The organism is Methylobacterium sp. NPDC080182, assembly GCF_050281105.1.
Lineage (GTDB): Bacteria > Pseudomonadota > Alphaproteobacteria > Rhizobiales > Beijerinckiaceae > Methylobacterium.
The window spans coordinates 1-16522 of sequence record NZ_JBNNWO010000006.1 but is presented as its reverse complement, the minus strand read 5'-3'; the positions used below and the strand labels follow the sequence as shown (position 1 = coordinate 16522).

The 16522-nt window shown below is 68.8% G+C and carries 19 protein-coding genes and 1 tRNA gene; 7 read left to right on the top strand and 13 right to left on the bottom strand.

Features of this window, described 5'->3' with window-relative positions; genetic code table 11:
* From ACQKQD_RS12290 to ACQKQD_RS12280, 3 genes are all read right to left on the bottom strand, one after another.
* Positions 1 to 1131: a DUF2336 domain-containing protein gene (locus tag ACQKQD_RS12290; RefSeq protein WP_020091136.1), complete on the bottom strand. Its 1131-nt coding sequence runs from the start codon at positions 1129 to 1131 to the stop codon at positions 1 to 3.
* Between the two features lie 160 nt (positions 1132 to 1291).
* On the bottom strand, positions 1292 to 1648 hold the full coding sequence (locus ACQKQD_RS12285) for a hypothetical protein (RefSeq protein ID WP_427508486.1): 357 nt from the start codon (positions 1646 to 1648) through the stop codon (positions 1292 to 1294).
* A gap of 69 nt (positions 1649 to 1717) precedes the next feature.
* Positions 1718 to 2179 carry a GNAT family N-acetyltransferase gene (locus ACQKQD_RS12280; RefSeq protein WP_056526425.1) on the bottom strand — a complete coding sequence of 154 codons (462 nt, stop codon included), beginning with the start codon at positions 2177 to 2179 and terminating at the stop codon, positions 1718 to 1720.
* Between the two features lie 235 nt (positions 2180 to 2414).
* On the opposite strand from ACQKQD_RS12280, the gene ACQKQD_RS12275 reads away from it, so the two are divergent.
* Positions 2415 to 2633: a hypothetical protein gene (locus ACQKQD_RS12275; RefSeq protein ID WP_427508485.1), complete on the top strand. Its 219-nt coding sequence runs from the start codon at positions 2415 to 2417 to the stop codon at positions 2631 to 2633.
* 69 nt (positions 2634 to 2702) lie between these two features.
* On the opposite strand, the gene ACQKQD_RS12270 is transcribed toward ACQKQD_RS12275, so the two are convergent.
* On the bottom strand, positions 2703 to 3212 hold the full coding sequence (locus ACQKQD_RS12270; protein ID WP_091928091.1) for a MucR family transcriptional regulator: 510 nt from the start codon (positions 3210 to 3212) through the stop codon (positions 2703 to 2705).
* A 484-nt stretch (positions 3213 to 3696) separates the two neighbouring features.
* Between ACQKQD_RS12270 and ACQKQD_RS12265 the strand changes: the two genes are divergently transcribed.
* From ACQKQD_RS12265 to ACQKQD_RS12250, 4 genes are all read left to right on the top strand, one after another.
* Complete coding sequence (locus ACQKQD_RS12265; RefSeq protein ID WP_056526422.1) at positions 3697 to 4110, top strand: PaaI family thioesterase; 414 nt, start codon at positions 3697 to 3699, stop codon at positions 4108 to 4110.
* A 113-nt stretch (positions 4111 to 4223) separates the two neighbouring features.
* Positions 4224 to 5156: an oxygen-dependent coproporphyrinogen oxidase gene (gene hemF, locus ACQKQD_RS12260; protein ID WP_427508484.1), complete on the top strand. Its 933-nt coding sequence runs from the start codon at positions 4224 to 4226 to the stop codon at positions 5154 to 5156.
* Positions 5153 to 6271 carry an ATP-dependent DNA helicase gene (locus ACQKQD_RS12255; RefSeq protein WP_012321591.1) on the top strand — a complete coding sequence of 373 codons (1119 nt, stop codon included), beginning with the start codon at positions 5153 to 5155 and terminating at the stop codon, positions 6269 to 6271. The genes hemF and ACQKQD_RS12255 overlap by 4 nt, the downstream gene beginning before the upstream one ends.
* A gap of 81 nt (positions 6272 to 6352) precedes the next feature.
* Positions 6353 to 6442 (top strand) — tRNA-Ser (locus tag ACQKQD_RS12250).
* Between the two features lie 183 nt (positions 6443 to 6625).
* Here the strand turns inward: ACQKQD_RS12250 and ACQKQD_RS12245 are convergent.
* The 8 genes from ACQKQD_RS12245 to ACQKQD_RS12210 all read right to left on the bottom strand — a co-directional run bounded on the left by ACQKQD_RS12245 (position 6626) and on the right by ACQKQD_RS12210 (position 13699).
* Positions 6626 to 7909 (bottom strand): AlbA family DNA-binding domain-containing protein, encoded by a 1284-nt coding sequence (locus tag ACQKQD_RS12245; protein ID WP_427508483.1) that lies wholly within the window; start codon positions 7907 to 7909, stop codon positions 6626 to 6628.
* 74 nt (positions 7910 to 7983) lie between these two features.
* On the bottom strand, positions 7984 to 8442 hold the full coding sequence (locus tag ACQKQD_RS12240) for a hypothetical protein (protein ID WP_427508482.1): 459 nt from the start codon (positions 8440 to 8442) through the stop codon (positions 7984 to 7986).
* Between the two features lie 63 nt (positions 8443 to 8505).
* A complete protein-coding gene (locus ACQKQD_RS12235) occupies positions 8506 to 11289 on the bottom strand; it encodes a PriCT-2 domain-containing protein (protein ID WP_427508481.1) in 2784 nt (927 codons plus the stop codon).
* 269 nt (positions 11290 to 11558) lie between these two features.
* Positions 11559 to 12152: a hypothetical protein gene (locus ACQKQD_RS12230; RefSeq protein ID WP_427508480.1), complete on the bottom strand. Its 594-nt coding sequence runs from the start codon at positions 12150 to 12152 to the stop codon at positions 11559 to 11561.
* Positions 12149 to 12328: a helix-turn-helix transcriptional regulator gene (locus ACQKQD_RS12225; RefSeq protein WP_427508606.1), complete on the bottom strand. Its 180-nt coding sequence runs from the start codon at positions 12326 to 12328 to the stop codon at positions 12149 to 12151. The genes ACQKQD_RS12230 and ACQKQD_RS12225 overlap by 4 nt, the downstream gene beginning before the upstream one ends.
* Positions 12329 to 12449: 121 nt before the next feature.
* Positions 12450 to 12851 carry a hypothetical protein gene (locus ACQKQD_RS12220; protein WP_427508479.1) on the bottom strand — a complete coding sequence of 134 codons (402 nt, stop codon included), beginning with the start codon at positions 12849 to 12851 and terminating at the stop codon, positions 12450 to 12452.
* Positions 12852 to 12935: 84 nt separating this feature from the next.
* Positions 12936 to 13127 (bottom strand): hypothetical protein, encoded by a 192-nt coding sequence (locus tag ACQKQD_RS12215; RefSeq protein ID WP_427508478.1) that lies wholly within the window; start codon positions 13125 to 13127, stop codon positions 12936 to 12938.
* A 236-nt stretch (positions 13128 to 13363) separates the two neighbouring features.
* Positions 13364 to 13699: a hypothetical protein gene (locus ACQKQD_RS12210; protein ID WP_427508477.1), complete on the bottom strand. Its 336-nt coding sequence runs from the start codon at positions 13697 to 13699 to the stop codon at positions 13364 to 13366.
* A 99-nt stretch (positions 13700 to 13798) separates the two neighbouring features.
* Between ACQKQD_RS12210 and ACQKQD_RS12205 the strand changes: the two genes are divergently transcribed.
* Both ACQKQD_RS12205 and ACQKQD_RS12200 read left to right on the top strand, forming a co-directional pair.
* Positions 13799 to 14632: a zeta toxin family protein gene (locus ACQKQD_RS12205; protein ID WP_427508476.1), complete on the top strand. Its 834-nt coding sequence runs from the start codon at positions 13799 to 13801 to the stop codon at positions 14630 to 14632.
* A gap of 68 nt (positions 14633 to 14700) precedes the next feature.
* Positions 14701 to 15015, top strand: a complete 315-nt coding sequence (locus ACQKQD_RS12200) for a hypothetical protein (protein ID WP_427508475.1) — start codon at positions 14701 to 14703, stop codon at positions 15013 to 15015.
* Positions 15016 to 15143: 128 nt separating this feature from the next.
* Here the strand turns inward: ACQKQD_RS12200 and ACQKQD_RS12195 are convergent, their stop codons facing one another.
* Positions 15144 to 16376, bottom strand: coding sequence for a tyrosine-type recombinase/integrase (locus ACQKQD_RS12195; protein WP_427508474.1), 1233 nt, complete (start codon positions 16374 to 16376; stop codon positions 15144 to 15146).
* Between the last annotated feature and the right edge of the window lie 146 nt (positions 16377 to 16522).

Sequence of the window (16522 nt, the reverse complement as noted above, 5' to 3'; positions counted from 1 at the left end):
TCAGCCCGGCTCCCCGCCGCTCGCCGTCCGGGCCCGCGCCGGCAGGGGCGGCCGCTGCGCGGCGACGCGCTCGGCGCCCTGGCGCAGCTTGGCCTCCGGTCCGTGTGCCGGCTGATGGGCCTCGCTCCGACCGCGCTCGGCGAGCGGCCGGTCGAGGATCGCGGCGATCAGGTCCCGCGAGGCCGGGCGGCTCACGGTGCGGAACAGCCGGACGAGGTCGGCCACGCGCTCGGCCGATCGCGCCACCCCCTGGTTGAGGGTCAGGAAGATGTAGACCGCCTCCTCCTCGTGCAGGCCGGCGGCCCGCAGGCCGAGGGTCAGGAGGTCGTAGCGGGTGCCCGCATCGGCGACCACGGTCAGGAAATCGCGGGGCAGGCCGAGCCCGTCGGCCAGCGCCGCCATGAAGGCGGGAACGTCGCGAGCGGCGGACAGGCCGGTCAGGGTCTCGCCGAGGCCGCGGGGCGGCGGCGGGCAGGGGCGCAGGGCGGCGGTCGCCTCGACGGCCCGGCCGATCACCGTGCGGCGCATCGGGTCGGCGTGCAGGTACAGGGGCACGAGGTCGGCGGCCGAAACGTCGGGCCGGACCAGCAGCAGCCGGGCGAGGTCGGGGGCGGTGCGGCCGCGGTCCACGAGCCGCGACAGGGCCGCGCCCCGCAGGGTGTGGCCGAGATTGGCCGCCAGCGCGCGGTCGATCTCGGGGCGGCCCTCGCGGGAGAGTTCGTCCACCGCCTCCCGGCTCAGCCCGGCCCGGGCGGCGATGCGGGCGGCGATGTCCGACCCCTCGGCCAGGGCCGCCTCGATCAGGCGGTGGCTCAGGGTCGGGGCCAGCTCCACCACCGCGTCGCGGGCGCCGCCGCCGCGCAGGGCGAGCGCCTCCAGCACCGCGGGCGGCGTCTCGGGGCAGGGGGCCAGCTTGCGGGCCACGACCCGGGCCGTCTCCTCGTCCACCGTCGGGATCAGGCCGCAGGCCAGGGACTCGAAGATCTCGATCTCGGTCCGGTCCCGGGCCGCGGCCCGGACGAACAGGTCCGTCTGAACCCGGAGGATCACCGGCTTGAGATCGAGATTCTCGATGCGTGACAGTTCGAGGAGCCCGGACAGGTCCGGCGGAGCATCGACGGAAGGGGGCATGGAGGATCGGTTACGCAAGACTGCAGTAAGGTCACGCTAACCGCATCGACGTGAATCGACCTTTAAACCGCCTTCGCGGCGACCGTGCCGTCCTGCGCCAGGATGGCACCGGCGCGGTCCCACCCCGGCCGGACCGTCAGCGCATCCGTCAGTGCGGCAGTCAGCGCGTCAGCCAGAGCACGAGGCCGAGCCCCACGGCGGCCGCGACGATGATGCCGGCGTAGAGCGGCAGGACCCAGGGCTGCCGCTGGTGCGGGTAACCCTTGGCCGCCCGCTCCGAGGGCGCCCGCTCGTTCTGCCGGGCGATCCGGACCTCCCGGGACGTCGGCGGCGTCCCGCCGGCCTCCTCGCAGGTCCCGAGCGGGGCCGCGCCGATATCCATGTGCGGGGTCTTGTCGGCGGTGCGGCCGCTGTCGATGTCGCCCTTGAGCTGCGCGGCGGTCGGCGCCTCGGAATCCGGCGGCGGATCGCAGGGCAGGTTCGCGGGCGGCGGCGGGGTCTCGGATCGCAGCGTCATCGGGGGGCTCCACTCTCCGGGGGTAACGCCCGGTGAGCCCCGCCGGCTTCGGCCAGGATGTCGCGGATCTCAGCCGTCTCCGGTGCCCCGCTTCAGCAGCGGCCGCGCGAGCACGGTCCCTTCGTCGGCGAAGCCGGCGGCGGCGCAGAAGGCGCGCAGGGCGGCCTGGTCCGGCCCCGCGGCCAGGAGCAGCCGGTCGCAGCCCGCCTGCCGCGCCGCCCGGCCGGCCGCCTTCAGCAGGACCCGACCGATGCCCCGGCGGCGCGACTCGGCGGCGACCGCGAGGCCGGTGATCAGGCCGAAGGGCCGCGGCGCGTCCAGCGTCCGCACGGGGGCGACGGCGATGAGGCCGCTCGGCGGCCCCCATTCCACGGCGACGAGGGCGATGCCGCCGTCCCGCTGCAGGGCCTCGAGCCGGGCCGCGAGGTCCGCGGCGCCGACCGCGACCCCCGCCTCGCTGAGCAGCGCCGCGAGACCCGCGGCGTCCGGCCCCGCGGCGGCGCGGATCTCCAGCCCGTAGCGATTGCCCAAATCCCGCTCCCGATCGGCATGTCCGGCGCATGCATGTCCGGCGGTTCAACGCGTGGCGAGGCCTCTCGACACGGCGCGTCGCGCTCCTGAGGCTCAAACGCGGCGCCATCCCGCAGCTCGCGATCACCGCGGGATCGGCTCCGGCGCGCGCGGCGCCGTCGTGATGCGGCGCGCGCGGAACGCGCCGGGCCGTCCGCGCTTTGCTCTCCCGTCGGCGGATCGGGGAGCGCGCAGCATGGCGGGGCGGGTGACGGATCGAGCCTCCGAAGGGGAGGCCGGCCAGGCGCAGCCGGAGACAGCGCCGGCGCCCGAGGGGCCGGGCCCGCGGTCCGGCATGACCGAGGCAGAGGTCGGGCCGGAGATCGGGGCGGAGGCCGAGGCGGTCGAGCGGCACAAGGCCGAGACGGAGATCGCCGCGGGCGACGTGGCCGACGACCTCGCCGATTTCGCGTAACGGACCGGCGCGCGGGTCGCGCGCCGGCCGGTAACCACGAGCCCGGGCGTTGCCGGGCTCAGGCCGGGCTCAGGCCGTCTCCTTGGCCTTGCGGGTGCGGCTGGCGCGCTTCGGCTTCTCGGCCACTTCCGCGACGGGCTCGGGCTCGGGAGCCGGGGCGGCGGACTTGCGGCGCTGCTGGCCGAGGCCGAGGCTGCGGGCGAGTTCCGAGCGCTGAGCCGAGTAGCTCGCGGCCGTCGACGGATAGTCGCGCGGCAGCCCGAAGCGCTCGCGATACTGCTCGATCGTCAGGCCGTTGCGCGACAGGTGCCGCTTGAGCGTCTTGTACGGCTTGCCGTCGATGAACGAGATCAGGGCGTCCGGCGTCACCGACTTGCGGATCTGGGCCGGCGTCGGCTTGTCGGCCGCCTCGGTGACCGTCGCCGCGGGGGCGGACAGCTTCGTCAGCGCGGCGTGAACGCCGGCGAGCAGACCGGGCAATTCGCTGATCGGCACGGAATTGTTCGAGACATACGCCGAGACGATGTCGGACGCCTGCTCGATAAAGGTCTGCTGCTGCTCAGTGGCGTTGTCGTCCATCGATGATTCCCTCTATCCGACCGTCGTGAGACGGTTCTAACGTCTGTGCAGCAAAATCAAGTCGTCGTCGAGCATTTCCCTACACAATGCCCCCGCCATGAACACGCATATTATTCAAACCGTGGGTCGAGCTGAAATCGACCGTCGAGCAAACCGACACCCCGGAGCCGAAGTTGGACGAGACCGGGCGACGCGGACGAGCGCCGGTTATGCCTTCCGCCGCGATCTCGCCGCGGGCTTCCTCTGCGAAGATCCGTCTCCGGTCTGATGAGAGGCGCAGAACTTCACGCGGCGGCCCGCCGCGATGTCCCGTGAGCCTTCGGGACGGGACGAACGTTTCGGCCGGACTGTCACGTGATCTGCCGCGGACCGGTCATGGCCTCGGAGGCGGCCGGGCGATAAGGATCCGGGCGGGGCAGGATCCGGGGCGATCGGCGTGGACCAGCAAGTGGACCGGCAAGGGGATCACCAAGTGGATCAGCAAGTGGATCAGCGCTCGGAGACGGGCACCGTCTTCGGCGCCATCATCCCGTTCGTGGATCACTGCGGGATCGAGGCGCTCGACGTGCGCGCGGGCCGGACGCGGCTGCGCCTCGCCCTGCGGCCGGAGCACGCCAACAACCTCGGCATCGCCCATGGCGGCGCGCTCTGCACCCTGCTCGACGTCGCCCTGGGGACGGCGGCGCGGCTGCGGGCGGGGCGCCCGGTGGTGACCCTCGACATGCAGACCCGCTTCCTCGCCCCCGGCCGCGGCGTCCTGACCGCCGAGGGACGGGTCACCCGGGCGGGGCGGTCGGTGATCTTCTGCGAGGCCGAGATCCGCGACGAGGCCGGGGAGCTGGTGGCGACCGCCACGGGGCTGCTCAAGCCCGTCGGCGAGCGGCCGGCGCCCGCGTAGGGGCCGCGTAGGGGCGTTGTCGCCGGTCGGGAGACCTGCGCGGGAGCCCTGCGCGCCCGTGCGGGGCCGCGACCGCATTGACGTGCGCCCGGCAGGGTGGAAAAGCCTGTGTCATGACGATGCCGGACGACGCGCGCGCAGCCCTGGCTGCGCCTCCCTCCGAGGCCGACGTGACGGCCATGAAGTCCGAGGCCGCGGCGTGGTTCGAGACGCTGCGCGACCGGATCGTCGCCGCTCTGGAGACCCTCGAGGCTGAGGCGGCGGGCCCGTTCCACCCCGACGCGCCCGAGGGCCCCGGGACGTTCGAGAAGACCCCGTGGAACCGGACCGACCATACCGGGCGGCCGGGCGGCGGCGGCGTCATGGCGATGCTGCGGGGCCGCGTCTTCGAGAAGGCCGGCGTGCACATCTCGACGGTGCACGGCGAGTTCGCGCCGGAATTCCGCGCCCAGATGCCCGGCGCCGCCGAGGATCCGCGCTTCTTCGCCACCGGCATCTCGCTGATCGCCCATCCGTGGAACCCGAACGTGCCGACGGTGCACATGAACACCCGGTTCGTCGCGACGACGCGGGCGTGGTTCGGGGGCGGGGCCGACCTGACGCCGGTGCTCGACCGGCGCCGCACGCAGGACGATCCGGACAGCCGCCACTTCCACGCCTGCCTGGCGCGGGCCTGCGCGGCGCACGGCATCGACCACGCCCGCTATAAGGCGTGGTGCGACGAGTATTTTCACCTCAAGCACCGGAACGAGCCGCGCGGCATCGGCGGGATCTTCTACGATTACCTCTGGAGCGGGACGCCGCAGGCCGACCTCGCCTACACCCGCGACGTGGGCCGGGCCTTCCTGGAGGCCTACCCGAAGATCGTGCGCGACAATCTCGGCACGCCCTGGACCGAGGTGGACCGCCACGAGCAGCAGGTGCGGCGGGGCCGCTACGTGGAGTTCAACCTGCTCTACGACCGGGGCACGATCTTCGGCCTGAAGACGGGCGGCAACGTCGCCTCCATCCTCTCCTCGATGCCGCCGACCGTGCGCTGGCCGTGAGTGCGGGTCTGCCGGCCGCCTACGCGCCGCAGCAGGACGCGGCGCTGAAGGCGATCGCCGCGTGGCGGCGGGACGGGGGATCGCAGGTGTTCCGGCTGTTCGGCTATGCCGGCACCGGCAAGACGACGCTCGCCCGCCGGATCGCCGAGGATGTCGACGGCACGGTGGTCTACGGGGCCTTCACCGGCAAGGCGGCCTCGGTGATGCGCCAGAAGGGCTGCTACGACGCCGCCACGATCCACTCGCTGATCTACCGCACCAAGGAGGCGGAAGAGGGCGGGCCGACCTTCACGCTGAACCGCTCGGGCCCGGCCGCCAAGGCGGACCTGATCATCATCGACGAGTGCTCGATGGTCGATTCCGACCTCGGCAACGATCTCCTGTCCTTCGAGCGGCCGGTCCTCGTCCTGGGCGACCCGGCGCAGCTGCCGCCGGTGCGCGGCGGCGGCTTCTTCACCGAGGCCGAGCCCGACGTGATGCTCACCGAGGTGCACCGGCAGGCCAAGGACGACCCGATCGTCCGCATGGCCATGACCGTGCGCGAGGGCGGCCGGCTGGAGCTCGGCAGCTACGGGCAGAGCCGGATCGTGTCGCGCCGCGCCCTGGATCCGGCCGAGGTGCTCGAGTGCGATCAGGTGCTGGTCGGCTTGAACAAGACCCGCCGCCTCTACAATGCACGGCTGCGGGAGCTCGCCGGCCACACGGACCCGATGCCGGCGATCGGCGAGAAGCTGGTCTGCCTGCGCAACGACCGGGTGAAGGGCCTGCTCAACGGCTCGACCTGGACCGTGCAGGCCCTGCGCGCGCCGCCGCGTCCGGACCTGATCCGCCTCGACGTGGTGCCGGAGGACGACCCGGCGCTCCGCCGGAAGCCCACCGACATCAAGGTGCTGCGCGCGATGATCTCCGGCACGGACGAGGAGATCCCGCTGTTCCTGCGGCGCGAGACGGACGAGTTCACCTACGGCTACGCGCTGACGGTGCACAAGGCTCAAGGGTCGCAGTGGGATCGGGTCACGCTGTTCGACGAATCCTACGCGTTCCGCGAGCACCGGGCGCGCTGGCTCTACACCGGCCTGACCCGCGCGGCGCAGGCGATCACCGTGGTGGTCTGATCCGGCGCCGCCGCGCGACGTCTCGCTTGTGAAGCGGGACCACGCGTGCTACGCACCGCCCGTCTCATCGAGGCACCTTGCGGAGAGGTGGCAGAGCGGTTGAATGCACCGCACTCGAAATGCGGCATGCCTGCAAGGGCATCGGGGGTTCGAATCCCCCCCTCTCCGCCACTATGCTTCCCTAAGTCGATGATAACATTGATCAAATTCGGTCAATGCGCCCTGTCGGTTTTCCCGACCCATCATCCAGCCCATCAAAACCGAAACACGTTGCGCAGGTCACGCAGCGTCACCCGATGTCCCGAATTGCCGGCTGCAGGTGAGCAAGACAGCCGGCACCTCTGCGGGCCCGGCCTAGAACCGGCCGTGCTGCAGGCGCTGGCTTTCCTCGCCCACCATGGCCGGCGGCAGAGGGAAGAAATCGAAGAGTTCGTACAGCGGTCTGAGCAGAGGCGTCAGAACCTCCGCGAGGTTGTCCCGAACCTGCTCGGGGGTCGCAGCGCCTCGCAGCACGATTTCATTAGTGTGGCTGACGCGGCCGTCGCGCACGTGCCGCGTATCGCCGATGCTGACCAGCTCCCGGCCCTGGAGCCCGGTAAAGCGACAGAAGATCGAGATCCGATCCACGCCGGCGAATGCCTCCGCGAGCCTGGCTGCGAAGAGCAGACCTTCGCCAACGCGCCAGATGGGCATGGTGAGGTCGAACGCTGTGCCTGGCGGAAAGCGGTCGTGGCCATCCTCCTTGTAGCCGCGGATCGTGTAGAGCTGGCCGTACCGCGAAGCCCGCCAGAAATCGCAGTGAAGAGGCGACTCCTGGCCGGCGTCGTGCCTGACCGGGCGCCCAACCCATGCCTCGACGGCATCATCATGAGCGTATGGAGCCAGCCCTCGCTGGTGCATCTCCAGGAAGGTGCTCCAACCGGTCAGCTTCACGCGGCGCGCAACGGCAAGGCGCTCCTGTAGGTCAGCAAGCCCTGCGGCCGGCTCGGCGCCTTCCAGCGCAAAAGCCATCTCGTAATAGCCGTGAGGGAAGCGGGCCGGCATGCCCGGCCGCAGGTCGGCGACAAGCTCCGCCCACCGTTTCTGTGCGCCAGCCACGAAAGCAGCGAACCGCTCTTCAGCGCTCGGCACGGCAGGACCGGCGTCAACCCGGCCGGTCACGATGGCCCGGATCGCGTCGAGCATGTCCTCGCGCTGCGCCATGACACAGTTGTGCAGCAGGGCGCGCCATTCTTCGCGCGTCTTGGGTTCCTCGCTCCGAGGCCCCGGCTTGCGGATGTAGCAGCGATGCTGCCCGATCACGCCCTCGCAGTCCCGCTTGCTCATGACCGGCTCGCGGTGACCGCCCGGCACGAACAGGACGGGGTGCTGCACGCCGGTGACGGGATGCACCAAAGTGTAGAGCTGGACGTGGAATTCCGGATCTGCGTAGCGCTGCACGGCCGCGTTCGCCTGATCTTGATCGATCGGCTTCAAGGAATCAGGCCTCGGGTGCGAACGGAGCGAGGGGCCGTCGTCAACAAAGCCCAGGACGATGTAGCCGCCGCCATGGTTCGCGAGAGCTATCGCTGCTCTTGCGATCGTTGCCTTGCCGTGGCTTGAGGTTGGATCGAGCCAGTCTTTGTACTCGATGTCCACATCCTCACGGGGAGCCGTGATCAGTGGCAGCAGCTCCGCTTCCGTCGGCAGTGTCGCCTCCCCCGCTCAATTACTCAGAGCTTCATCAACCCCAGGGCCTCATCCACTCCGATGATGGAACCCCACTCCATCGGCTTCTCGCGGTTGCCTGTGTAGGGCTCGAATGCCTGTCGCCTGCAGCTCCATACCTCCATCGGCAGGCCGCGCGCAGGCCCACGGAACAGGGCGCCCTCGTTCTCGATCAATACCCACCCGACGGGCAGCCCTTCCGTGGCTTGGATCCGCAGAGCGTCCTCGGCCGGCAGGGTGCCGAAGTCGAGCCCAGCGCGCTCCACGGCAGCCTGTGCCACGCGCTCGGCGAGCAGCTGCTCGATTCGCTCGGACGTGCCGACCGGGTTTTTCCAGCCTGCTGGCCGCTCGGCTCCGTCGAACCCGTCGTAAAGATCCGGCCGCTCGGCCGGGCCCGGAAGCCCCCCGGGTGGGCATATTTGATTGCATACCAGGATCGTGAGGCCTGGCAGCAGGGCGGTCAAGCTGACGAGGCCGCTGGGGGAAACGTGCGTGCGCGGTGGCCAGCGCGCACGCCCGCACCGGCCTCACCCTGCCTGCGCCTGCCTCACCCGGGTCTGAATCGACTGCGGGGGCGCGATCGGCTCGCCGCGCTCGTTCACCACTCGCACGGTGATGTCGTCGGAGGAGACGTTGAAGCCCGGCATGCGCAGGCCCGTGCCGCTGCTGGCTGATCCTTCGGGCATCCGCATGCCGTCGCTCTGCCGGCCCACACGTGCCATGACCTCCCGGCTGTACCGCGCGCCCTCTCCATAACCCGCCAACCCACCTTCGATACCACCAGCAGCGCGCGACCGCGCCGCCAGGTAGTCGCTGGCGAAGCGGATCTGCTCATCCAGGCTCTTGTCCTTCAACGGCGCCACGCCAAAGCCCGGTCGAGCTGCCGTGGACTCCAGGATGCCGAAGGGGCCGAACGCCGTAGAGACTCTGCCGGTGTGCCCAGCGATCCGGCGGCCCTCAGAGTTCAGGCCGTAGTGGTACCGCGTTGGATCATCCAGGTAGGCCTGGGTGTTCCTGCCAGTTTCCTGCTTCATCAGCGCGCTCATCACGCCGGGCGGCAACCCTCGTGCTTGTTCAGCGGCGGCCAGTTTGTCAGAGAGCGGTCCGCCGCTACTGGTCCCCGTCATCGGATCGAAGGCGCGCCCTCCCGCCGCGGCCGTGCCCGAGGGCGGCTGGCCGGCCGGGACGCCCGGTACCGGAGTGGCCGGCGGCGCGCCGAGCGGTTGCGCGCCGATCTCGCGCAGGCGCTTCTTCAGGTTCTCGTCCTCGGCGCCGAGGTCGGCGCGCTCCTTCTTGCTGACCTTGGCCAGCAGCCGCGCGCGCTCCTCCTGCAACTCGCGTTTCTTTTTTCCCACCTCGGGGTCGTTGATGCCCTTCAGCCGGGCCGCTTGATACTCGCCGACGCGCTTCTCGAACGCCGCCTTCTCCTCGGACGTGGCCGTGCCGTCCTTCAGCTTCCTGGCGTACTCCTGGTGCCAGTCCTGCTTGAAGATGTCGCCGGGCGAGATGCCGGGCGCGACATCGCCCATCCGCTTCTCGATGTCGGCGTTGATGCGGTCGCGGTCGGCCTTGGCGATGTTGGAGATCCGCCCCTTGCGGTCCTTGGTCTCCATGCCGGCGATGTCGCGCAGGACCTCGTCGCCGGTCTTCTCACCCTTGCCGGCCAGATGCAGAAAGCCCATGCGGATGTCCTTCGTGTAGGGCACCAGCTCGTCTGCGATCTTCGTCTTCAGGTTCTCCAGCAGGCTCTTGCTGTCGCGAATGTCGCTGCCGAGGGTCCTCTCCTGGTCGTACTTGCTGGCGACGCTGGCGAGCACGCGCTTCAGCTCGTCGTCGTTGCCGCCGGACTGCGCGGCGCGGATCGCCTTGGCGTCGTCAGCCCCGATCGCGTCGCTGCCCGTGCGGCCCAGGAACTCGCTGGCCAGGGCCGAGCGATCGCCGGCGGATCCATAGAGCGCCTTGGACATGTTCAGGATGCCGCCGCCGGACAGCTTCGTCAGGTCCTTGGCGTAGGCCTGCATCTCGCCCATCTGGTTCGGCTTCACCGACAGCAGCGCCATGGCCTGGTTCACGCCGATGCCGAGGTGGTTCGCCGCGGCGTCCGCCAGCTCGTCGGAGCCGTCGACGTACTGCCCGCGCAGCTTCTCCAGGGTGGCCGACAGCAGCGTGGTGTTGCCGCCGGGGCCCGCGCGGCCCTTGTACCGCGCGTAGACGCTGCCCTCGCCGAAAGACTGGCCCAGCGTCCCGAACGCGCCCTGCTCGCGCCACATGCGCGTCTGGTAGGGGTTCAGGCCCAGGCTCGCGCCGATGCCGCCGGTGAAGAACTGGCTGGCCTCGCCCTTGGCCCCGCCCGCGGACAGGCTCGCGTTCACGCGCACCAGCAGGGATGCCGAGCCGCCGATGTCGAGCCCGGGAATGCCCGGCGAATGCACATCGTTGTCGGCGGCCAGGATGATGCGCGCCTCGGGGAGCTTGTCACGCAGCGCGGAGGCCACGGCGCTCAGGTTCCCCGCGTCGAAGCACACCATGACCGGCAGGCCGGTGGCCTCGTGGATGCTGGCGCCCGTGGCGAAGCCCTCGCAGAGCACCACCACGGGCTCGCCGGCCTTGACGCGGCCGATGATGAAGTAGCAGCCGCGCTTGCGGCCACCGGCCAGATAATCCTTGTCGCGGCGGGCGTCCTTCGGCCCGATGCACTTCGTCGGGAAGATGGCTTGCAGGCTGGCGACCTGTTTCGGGCCGGACATGATCGGCACCAGCAGGGCATCACGGTACTTCGCTTGGCGGACCTGCCCGTCGCGGTCGGTCCACTCCTTCACCCACTCGGCGGCGAAGCGGGCGCCATGCGCACGCACGCCCTTGCGGGCGAGATAGGGGTGCTGGGCGACCGGCAGGGCAGCGTTCCAGATTGCCTGCGCGCGTTCGGCGGCCCGGGCTTCCTCGGCCTCCTGCTCGGCGAGATCGGCCGCAGCACGCTCGGCACGGCGGTTCTCGGCGGCCTCGATCTCGGCTTGCGTCAGCTTCGGACGCCGTGCGGCGTCGTCCCGCCAGCCCGCCTCCCGAGCGGCATGGAACAGCGTGCCAGCACCGACAGCGCCCTCGGTGCGGAAGCTCCGCCAAGCCACCCTAACGTCTGCGGCCACGTACTGGTGGCCCAGCGCGCTCCAGGTGTCGAAGTCATCGAGGTCGAGGCCGGCAGACTTCGCGGCCATGCCGACGCGGATCCACTCGGGGCGTGGCAGGTCCGGGCTGATGGCAAATAGCGCATTGCGTGCCCGTGCCAGGTCGTTGAAGCTGGTGGCGGCGCTCATGATGAGGCCGCGCCTGGAGATGTGCCACGGCTGGGAAAGGCCGCGACCGGAGAGGAAAGGTCAGAATGCACAACGAGATCCTTGGTGAACAAGGCTCGTCCGTGGCAGGTTGATCAAAAAAGAGTAACAAATTTGGTTGGCGGTGAGCACTGACCGAACAGATGCTGTAAAATCCAACCTGCACAGCGTTTCTTTGTTACTCGGTTCTACCTGCACGGACGAACCATCTTGAAGCCCCCTTGCTTGCCGGCTTGGGGGTTTCGCCTTTTTCAGTGGCTCCGATTGTAGGCGGCATTGCTGGGAGGCTGGCCGAACATCTCTCGGCATTCGGCAGCCACGTCGGCGAGCTGCCCGAAGTCGCGGATGGCATAAGCCGCGCGGGCCGTGCGCCAGATGCACCATGCCTCCCGCACCTGGTTCCTGCTCACCCGTTCCCCCTGGCCGACCAATCTCGGCAGGTGCTGGCGGAGTGCGGCGGGCACGTCTGGCAGGTGCGTGGTGACATCGACCGGGCAACCGGCATGCTCTGGAAACGCCATCACCCAGGGACGCTGCCGGGGCGCGCCGAAGGCATCGATCACCTGGCGGACAAATTCATGCTGCGAGACCTCGAACGGCGGGTGCTCGATGCGCTCGGCCGCGCGCACGCTGCTCTCGATCGCGTCAGCTGCAACCTGTAGGCAGTCCTGCGCAGAGGATAGATGCTCGGCTGCGCGGCGAAGATTTTTCGCAACAGAAGCGCGAAGCGCTTGCGTTTCCGTATGATTGCGGTGAGAATTCATGCTGTATCGTTTTTGAGTAAGTGTTGATCCCGCAGCGCCCTGGCCGGCGCGGCGGGATTTTTCTTTTTCGGCTTGGGTCATGCGGCCGCGCCTTCCGTCAGCCGGCGGCGGATCCACTCGTCGACAGCCCCGGAGCGCCAGCGGGATGCTCGCGGGCCTACCCTGACGGGCGCCGGAAACTCCCCTCGCGCCACCATGGCGTAGACGCCAGACTTGGAGATCCCGGTCTTGGCGGTCACGGCTTCGATCCGCAGCATCACGTCCGCGCTACGCTCAGCCGCTGCAAGCGCTGTGGTGATCCTCGCATCTCGGTCAATCCTTGAGTTGTTCATTTGAACTCCTGATCAAAATTGAGTAATATCGGTCCATCTTGGACAATTATGCTTTAGAATGGTTACTCGCGCAAATATTCGCGTGCGCGTGCTCGCCTGTCGCGCCGCACGCCGGGCACCGGACCATCCACCCGCTACCTGAAACGGGCCGCTGTGCTTCCAGGGGCGCGGTCTTGCAGGCGCCGCAGATGTGCGCCGTCGTCGTCCAGCGTTCGGCGGTCTCATCGCAGGCCATCACGTCGAGCAGGGCTTCCAAGTCGGCGAGCGCCATGCTGGTTGCGAGCAGCCGCGGCACCGCCCGGCGCCAGCCAGCCCCTACGGGCGCGGCCTCTCCATCTTGAGCGCAGGCATGTTCGAGCAGGCCGCCGCGGACACGCTCGAACAGCATCAGCCCGGTAGCTGCATCACGGTACTCGAAGCGTTGATCCTGGCCGCTCCAGGCGATCACGCCGGGCCTCTGGTCGCTGAAAGTTGCGCCGGCCGGCAGGTATCGCCTCGCCATCAGCGCAAGCGCTTCGGCGGCATGTCGCACCTAGAGAAGACGGAAGGAGACGGTCCCTGCAGCATCTTGGACGGCGACGACGCGCTCCTGCAGCGGGGCGAAGGTCGCGGGCGGCTTGCCCTTGCGGTTGCAGCCCTTCTCGAATTCGTACTGCCTGTTCGCGCAGCTCAGGCACAGACCGTTGCAGGCCAGGACACGCAGGTCCGAGCGCCCGCATCGCACGCAATTCCGTGTCCGCGAGCCGCGGCGCTCCACCGGCTGAGTCGGTGCTACAGCGCCGTGCTGATGCTGGCGTGTGTGGAGGCGGCCAACCTTGCAGTCTAAACAGGCGCTCCCCTCCGGTGCAGCCTCCCACCTGCGGGCGCAGGCCTCGGAGCTCAACGTCGCTACCAGGCGGCCGCAGTCGAAATATCGGCCCGGAGCGATGTCCAGTGCCCTGTAATGGACGAGGGCCGCGCTCATGACCGGGCCTTCTCGGACAAGGCATGGAGCGCGAGCTCGACGACGCGGCCGGCGGGCTGGCCATGGCGCCGCACCAGGGTGCGCAGCCGCTCATGGACCTTCGCAGGCACGGCAACCTTGATAGTGGTGAAGCCGGCATCGGCGAGGCGGCGACGGCGAGCAGCCTGTCGTTGGGCGGGTGTTTGCGGCGGTCGTTTCTCTTGCATGGAGACGGAGGATTCCGTCACGACCTGTTGCAGCGTGAGGCCGTCACCAAGATGCTTTGGGGCGGTGAGATCGAACTCTGGGGAAGGCACGCTTTCACCTTGAGTTGTGCGCAACCCTGCGGGCATTCTAGTCGCCGCAGAGGCAATTGGTTTGTCCGAGACTACCATTGCCGTCCGACGCAGCGGCACTCGCTCAGCGTGAGGTAAATTCGATGAGCGAGGATCATGGCGAAGGCAAAACCCGCGGTTAAGGCGAGCCAGGCGCCCGTAGAGGCAAAGAATTTCGATGCAGCTGCCTACGCGCGATCGCATGATGATCCGAACGTGTCGGCCGCTGACATCGTTCGTGATCTTCCATCAGGCGCGAGCGAGGAAATTGCCGCTGTTGAAGCGCGCCTGAGTTCTCTGGTAGAGACTTCCGACACGTTCATGCAGCGCGGCGCATACACAGCAAATCGTCAGCGGCTGCACGAACGGATCATCAACGACATCCTGTCGGACGAGAAGATCGCCGCGGCCACGCCGCCGGAGGGCCAAGCCCCGACGTTCACCATCCTCGGCGGCCGCGGCGGCTCGGGGAAGTCCTGGTTCGAGGGCAACGTGTACGACCCCGAGAAGTCGGTGGTGCTGGACGCCGACCACATCAAGGGCATGCTGCCGGAGTACGAGGGCTGGAACGCCGCGCAGGTTCATACCGAGAGCGGTCAGATTTTCGAAAAGATTGTTGAGATCGCGCGCGCGCTGGGCCTGAACGTGGTGCTGGACAAGACCATGAAGACAGCCAAGAGCGCTATCGCCGAGGTGCAGGCCTTCAAGGCCGCCGGCTACCGCACAGAGGCGCACTACATGCACCTCCCGCGGAAGGAAGCTGCGCAGCGCGCCGCGGAGCGTTTCCTAGGTGAGTCAAAACGCTACGTGCCGGTAGAGATCGTTTTGGCAAACACCAGCAATGAGAGCACCTTCGATCAAGTGCGCCTGATCGTGGATCGCTGGAGTTTTCGCGACAACAACGTGACGCGCGGGGCACCCCCCATTTTGATCTCGGAGGGCGGCGCGTAGGCGTAGGCTTGCGAGAATGTCAAGGCTCTCCCGTTGACCAAATTGGGTTGAAGGCCCACAATCATTCCATGGAAAAGTCAGTGAGCACAGCCGTGAAGAAAGGCCTTCCCTCTCCCGCAGAGCGGCCCGATCTCTACGACGCTTTCGACGGTCTACAGCATGCTCCGGAGTTCAAAAATCCGGTAAGCATTCCAGGCAGGTTGCAGGCGTTGATGGCGGAACGCCAAGCGAAGGCAGAGCCTCAGAAGCCGGTCAGAAAATCCAGATTAAGACTCATCGCCAAACCGCTGAAAGCTAAAGCCGGCAAAAAGACAAACCGGAAGGGAGTCATCAAGACGACCACCAAGCGCGAAAATCGTCAAAAGGTCGCTGCGGCGATTTAAAAATCCTGCGAATTTCGAGCTAATGCGAAGGCGCGCCGGCAGGTTGCTGAAGCGCGCTTTCGCATTTTCAGCCGATAGTGGTCATCCGTAGAGCGGATTCGGCTCCCAGGATCTAGAACGGTCTGAGATCAAGCGACCCCGGCCAACGGCACCACCGCGCCGCCCTTCGCTGGATGCGCGCAGAACGCCGCCCATGCTTCCATCATCGGCCGGCGCTTCTCCAGCGCGTCGCCGCGCCGATAGGCTGCCTCGACCTTGCTCTCCAAGGTGTGGGCGAGCGCCGCCTCGGCCAGGTCGCGCGGGAAGTTGGTGCGCTCGGAGCACCAGTCGCGGAACGTCGAGCGCATGCCGTGGGGCACCACGTCGACCTCCATGCGGCGCATGACGGCCGTGAGGCTCATGTCGGAGAGCGGGCCCCCGCGCGGAGCGGCGAACACGAGGTCCGACCCTGGCACGCTCGGCAGCCCGTCAAGGACCGCCAACGCCGCATCGGTGAGCGGCACGCAGTGCTCCCTGCCGGCCTTCATGCGGTCCGCCGGCACCGTCCATACCTTCGCCTTGCGGTCGATCTCAGCCCAGGTGGCGCCTCGCACCTCGCCGCTGCGCGCGGCCGTGAGGGTCACGAACTCCAGCGCGCGGGCCGCCACGCCCTCGCGCTGGCGCAGCTCGGCCATGAACGCCGCGATGCCGTCCGCCGGGATCGCGCGGTGGTGCTTCACCTTCTGGATCTTGGTTGGCGCCGGCAGCAGCTTGTCCAGGTGGCCGCGCCAGCGCGCCGGGTTCTCGCCGTCACGGTAGCCGCGGACCCGCGCCCAATCGAGCACGGCCTCGATGCGGCCGCGCAGCCGGGTGGCGGTCTCGGTCTTGGTCTTCCAGATCGGCTCCAGCGCCTGCAGCACGTGCTCCTGGCCGATGTCGCGCACCAGCAGCCGGCTCATGCTGGGATAGGCGTAGGTCTCCAGCGTGCTCGCCCACTGGTCGCGGTGCTTGGCGTTCTTCCAGCTTTCGCCGTGGGCCTTGATGTACGCCTCGGCGGCATCCTGGAAGGTCTTCTGGCTGGCCTGCTGCGCGCGTGCGCTGCTGAGCGCTTGGCGCCTGACCGCGATGGGGTCCTGGCCCTGCTCGATGTCGGCGCGTCGCTCGCGAGCCTTCTGGCGCGCCATCGCCAGAGTAACGTCCGGAAAGCCCCCCAGGCCATGGTCGCGGCGCTTGCCGGCCATCATGGCGCGCAGGATCCAGGCCCGGGCACCGGTCGGCTTCACGTTAAGGTAGAGGCCGTCCACCCCGCCGACGGCCCACATCCCGGGCGTCTTCAGGCGGCCGACTTCGAGCGCTGAGAGCTTTTTCGCCTTGCGTCCCATGGCGCCTACTCCCGAACCAGACCCATCATGCGGCCCATCATGGATGATGGTTGACGTCCCCCCATCGCTTTGGTCCGGCCTGAGTGCGAGTTTTCCGGTTTTGTGAGACCCTGATGGGAGGAGCAGAGCCGTGAAGAAGAGCAGGT